Genomic DNA, 4,721 nt, shown 5'->3' with positions numbered 1-4,721 from the left:
AGTCTGTAGTTCTTTTTTCTTGTCATGAATTGTATTTTTTGTCCGAATAACAAGAACGATATACAATCTTTTTTCCTCATTTTTTTCATAAAAGCTTGTATCATACGAAATGTTAAAACTCATGATCTCTATAACTTGACGAATATAAGGAAAATCTGATAATATAATGTCTTAAATATGAAATATAATTTAATGGAGGTAATTTACTTGAAAAAAATAAAACCCTTTTTGATACTTTTCATCTACTTTTTTTCTATTGTGATTCCGATTTTTCCACTAATCGTAAAGACAATATTATCTTTTATAACTCACACTACGATTTCTCAAGGTACGTTAATGAGTATCCAGTTCACATTATTATTTTGTATCACAATAGCATTCTACGGAAAAGATGTTTTGAATTCATTTGCTTATTTCAAACAAAAACCATTTAGAACATTATTTTCAGTTCTATTCCTCTATTTCTCAAGTATACTGTTGCTTTTTGTGTTATTGTCTGTTTTGGATATCCCGGTGAAACAAACAGAGAACAATGAAGTGGTGTTGCAATATGTCAAATCTGTTCCGTTGTTATGGGCATTGATTATCATCGCAGTATTTGGAGCAATCATAGAGGAAGTTGTGTTTCGACATATCATGATAGGACATTTTTCGAAAAAAATTCCTACCTATTTAGCTGTAATACTATCCATAACTTGCTTCGTACTCTTACATTCCTTCCATTATCCGGAATTAGTGTACTATGTTCCTCTTTCATTTATGATTACTATGTCATATCTTATTAACAAAAAAAATATATCTGTCAGTTTTCTGTTTCATTTTATCAACAACGCGATTTCTGTCATCTCACTACACTATCTAACATAATCTCACAAAAAATCCCGAAAAAAAGAATCTTCTTTTTTCGGGATTTTCTATTACTCTCTTCCTAACAATTATATTACTTCAATTTGGCACATTTTCATCGTTTCTATCGCATTTTTATGTGTCTGAGGAGTAACTCCGGCACAACCCTTGCTATCTACAATGATTGGCAATTCCGGAAAATGTGCTTTTAACAAAATTGCGTTTGAAACAACACAAATATCTGTACAGATTCCTATCAATTCAACACTTTCAACTGCTTTACCAAGCATTTTAATATAATCTACCAAATCTGTAGAACCAAAACCTATTTTTTCAAAAATTTTACTGTTTTCTCGATAGATTCCCTGTCTTAGTTCCCAGCCTTGAGAACCTTTCAAACAATGCTTTACAGGAAGTTTTTTTCCTTCTTGTGTCAGTAGATAGTTTTCATCGTGGGTATCCATCGTATACACTACTTCCCCAACAAAATTTTCAACTTTTTTTCTTACATACGGAATAATTTCAATCGCTTCTTCAGTTCCCAATGAACCGTCCACAAAATCATTCTGTACATCCACAACAACTAATAATTTCATCATAACCACCTTTTTTTCATATATCCTATAATTACTTTTCTCATATCAAATCTAATATACAAAGATAGTCTTACATCTATGTATTTCAAAGTTCTTAAAGTAATGAACTTCTTGCAGCATTACATCTAATCATCTGTTCCTTTATCGATACCTGTTATGACTGCACTCTGTCCATCATATTATTTACTATGGTTGTCTTGATAACTTTACTACTATGTTGATTACATATATTTTCCAACTTTTTTATGATAATTTGATATGATTTCAATATCAGTAAAAGGAACAGCATATAATCATCCTTATACACTGTTCCTTGCTGAAATACTAACTAAATATTTATTCTGATTTCCAAACAGTTGCTATTTTGATTTCACGACTGCTTGTGCTGCTGCAAGTTTTGCAATCGGTACACGATATGGTGAACATGATACATAATCCAATCCTATACTATGGCAGAATTCTACAGAAGATGGTTCCCCACCATGTTCTCCACAAATTCCCAAATGGATATCAGGTCTTGTTTCTTTTCCAAGTTTCACAGCAATTTTCATCAATTTTCCGATTCCATCTTGATCGATTGCCTCAAATGGACTTACTTCCAGGATTTCATTCGCTTCATATTCTCCTAAGAATTTTCCTGCATCGTCTCTTGAAAATCCAAATCCCATTTGTGTCAAGTCATTTGTTCCAAAACTGAAGAATTCAGCTTCTCTTGCAATCTCATCTGCAGTAATTGCAGCTCTTGGAATTTCAATCATTGTTCCGATTAAATATTTAATTGTGTTTCCTTTTTCTGCAAAGACTTTTTCTATTTCATCAACAATATGATTTTTTACGAATTTCAATTCTTTTTCGCTACCAATCAATGGAACCATGATTTCCGGTACTAAATCGTAGTCTTTTTTGGAACTTACTTCCAATGCTGCTTCGATAATAGCTCTTACTTGCATACGATAAATTTCCGGATATGTTACAGCTAAACGACAACCTCTATGTCCAAGCATAGGGTTCACTTCATGTAAGGAATTTACAACGTCTTTCAATTCATCAAATGTAATTCCCATACTATCAGCTAGCTCTTGAATATCTTCTTTTGTTGTAGGTAAGAATTCATGTAGAGGTGGATCAAGAAGACGAACAGTAACAGCTCTTTGTTCCATCACTTCATAGATTCCAACGAAGTCTTCTCTTTGAAGAGGAAGTAATTCATCCAACGCTTTTTGTCTCATTTCAGTTGTTTTTGCCAAAATCATTCTTCTTACTTTTGGAATACGATCTTCATTGAAGAACATATGCTCTGTTCTGCAAAGTCCGATTCCTTCTGCTCCAAAGTCAATTGCAGTTTTTGCATCTCTTGGAGTATCAGCGTTGGTTCTTACTCCCAAACGCTTGATTTCATCAATGTATCCCATCAATTTTTTGAAGTTTCCTGTTAATTCTGCGCTTACTTTTTTCACATCTCCCAAGTAAACTTCTCCTGTACTTCCGTTTAGGGAAATAACATCTCCTTCACGGACTTCTTTATCAGCATATTTTAATACTTTAGCTTCCTCATCTACACGAATTTCTTGACATCCTGCAACACAGCATTTTCCCATTCCACGAGCAACAACTGCGGCGTGAGAAGTCATACCGCCTCTTGCAGTTAAAATACCTTCTGCACTGTTCATTCCTTCGATATCTTCAGGAGATGTTTCTTGACGAACAAGAATACATTGTTCTCCTCTTTCTTTCGCTGCAACAACATCTTCTGCATAGAAATATACTTTTCCTGATGCAGCTCCGGGAGATGCAGGTAAACCTTTTGCTATTTTCACTGCTTTTTTCAATTCTTTTTCATCAAAATTAGGATGTAGAATGTTATCTAATTGAGCAGGTTCAATTCTCATTACTGCTTCTTCTTTTGTAATTAGTCCTTCCTCTACCAAATCTACTGCAACATTGATTGCCGCTTTTGCTGTTCTCTTTCCGTTTCTTGTTTGTAAGAAGAATAGTTTTTCATTTTGAATTGTGAACTCAATATCTTGCATATCACGATAATGTTGTTCCAATTTTTTTGCAGAACTGATAAATTCGTCATAGATTGCAGGCATTACTGTCTTTAATTCATCGATAGATTTTGGAGTACGAATTCCTGCAACAACATCTTCTCCTTGTGCATTCATCAAAAATTCCCCAAAAATTTTGTTTGTTCCGTCAGCAGGGTTTCTGGAGAATGCAACTCCTGTACCGCTATCATTTCCCATATTACCGAATACCATGGACTGTACGTTTACAGCAGTTCCCAAATCATGTGCTATTCCGTTTAAGTTACGGTATGTGATTGCTCTTGCATTGTTCCAAGAAGAGAATACTGCTTTTACTGCAAGATACAATTGTTTCATTGGATCTTGAGGAAACTCTTCTTTCATTTCTTCTAAGTAAATCAATTTATATTTTTCGATAATATCTTTCAAATCTTCCGCTGTCAATTCAGGATCTTCTTTATATCCTTTTTCTTCTTTTTTTCCGTCCAATACATAGTCGAATCTTGATTTGGAGATTCCCATTGCAACATCTGAAAACATTTGAATAAATCTACGATAACTGTCATAAGCAAATCTTTCATTGTCTGTTGATTTTGCAAGTCCTACTACAGTTTCGTCATTCAAACCCAAATTCAAAATAGTATCCATCATTCCGGGCATAGAAACTACAGCACCTGAACGAACGGAGAACAATAAAGGTTGATCTTTGTCAGCAAATTTTTTGCCTAATTGTTCTTCTACCAATGTTACATTCTTTTTAATTTCTTCCAACAATTCATCGGAGATTTCTTTGTTTTGATTGTAGAATTCAATACATGCCTCTGTTGTAATCGTAAATCCCGGAGGTACGCTCAATCCCAAGTTAGTCATTTCTGCAAGATTCGCACCTTTTCCGCCAAGAAGGCTTTTCATATCTTTTGTACCTTCTTGAAAACTGTAAACATACTTCTTCATCTGTTTTCTCCTCCTAATACTTTATACTCTATTAAATATTATAAATATTGATTCCATTTCTTTTCATGATATTTAAGATAATATCTGCAGTCTCTTCAATCGCCTTATCTGCAACATTGATAATCGGGCAACCGATACGTTTCATAATTGCCTCTGCATAGTCAATTTCTTCCAAAATACGATTCATATCAGAGTACTTATTTCCTTTCGCCAATCCCAGCGACTTTAATCTCTCTTCTCGGATTTGATTCAATTTCTCCGGAGAGTTGGTCAATCCAATCACTCGAATGGAAGGAAC

Annotated in this window: 4 protein-coding genes; 1 reads left to right on the top strand and 3 read right to left on the bottom strand. The window is 34.0% G+C overall.

Annotation, left to right across the window (positions count from 1 at the left end):
- Positions 1-207: 207 nt before the first annotated feature.
- Positions 208-867: a CPBP family intramembrane glutamic endopeptidase gene (locus ACO5GE_RS07660; protein ID WP_484830325.1), complete on the top strand. Its 660-nt coding sequence runs from the start codon at positions 208-210 to the stop codon at positions 865-867.
- Positions 868-935: 68 nt separating this feature from the next.
- On the opposite strand, the gene ACO5GE_RS07655 is transcribed toward ACO5GE_RS07660, so the two are convergent.
- The 3 genes from ACO5GE_RS07655 to ACO5GE_RS07645 form a co-directional block, all read right to left on the bottom strand.
- Positions 936-1,442, bottom strand: coding sequence for a cysteine hydrolase family protein (locus ACO5GE_RS07655; protein ID WP_484830324.1), 507 nt, complete (start codon positions 1,440-1,442; stop codon positions 936-938).
- A gap of 359 nt (positions 1,443-1,801) precedes the next feature.
- Positions 1,802-4,423: a pyruvate, phosphate dikinase gene (ppdK, locus tag ACO5GE_RS07650; protein ID WP_484830323.1), complete on the bottom strand. Its 2,622-nt coding sequence runs from the start codon at positions 4,421-4,423 to the stop codon at positions 1,802-1,804.
- A gap of 31 nt (positions 4,424-4,454) precedes the next feature.
- A partial coding sequence (locus tag ACO5GE_RS07645) for a kinase/pyrophosphorylase (RefSeq protein WP_484830322.1) occupies positions 4,455-4,721 on the bottom strand: 267 nt, incomplete at its 5' end.

Source organism: Filifactor sp., assembly GCF_057248345.1.
This window is presented reverse-complemented; position numbering and strand designations above follow the sequence as displayed.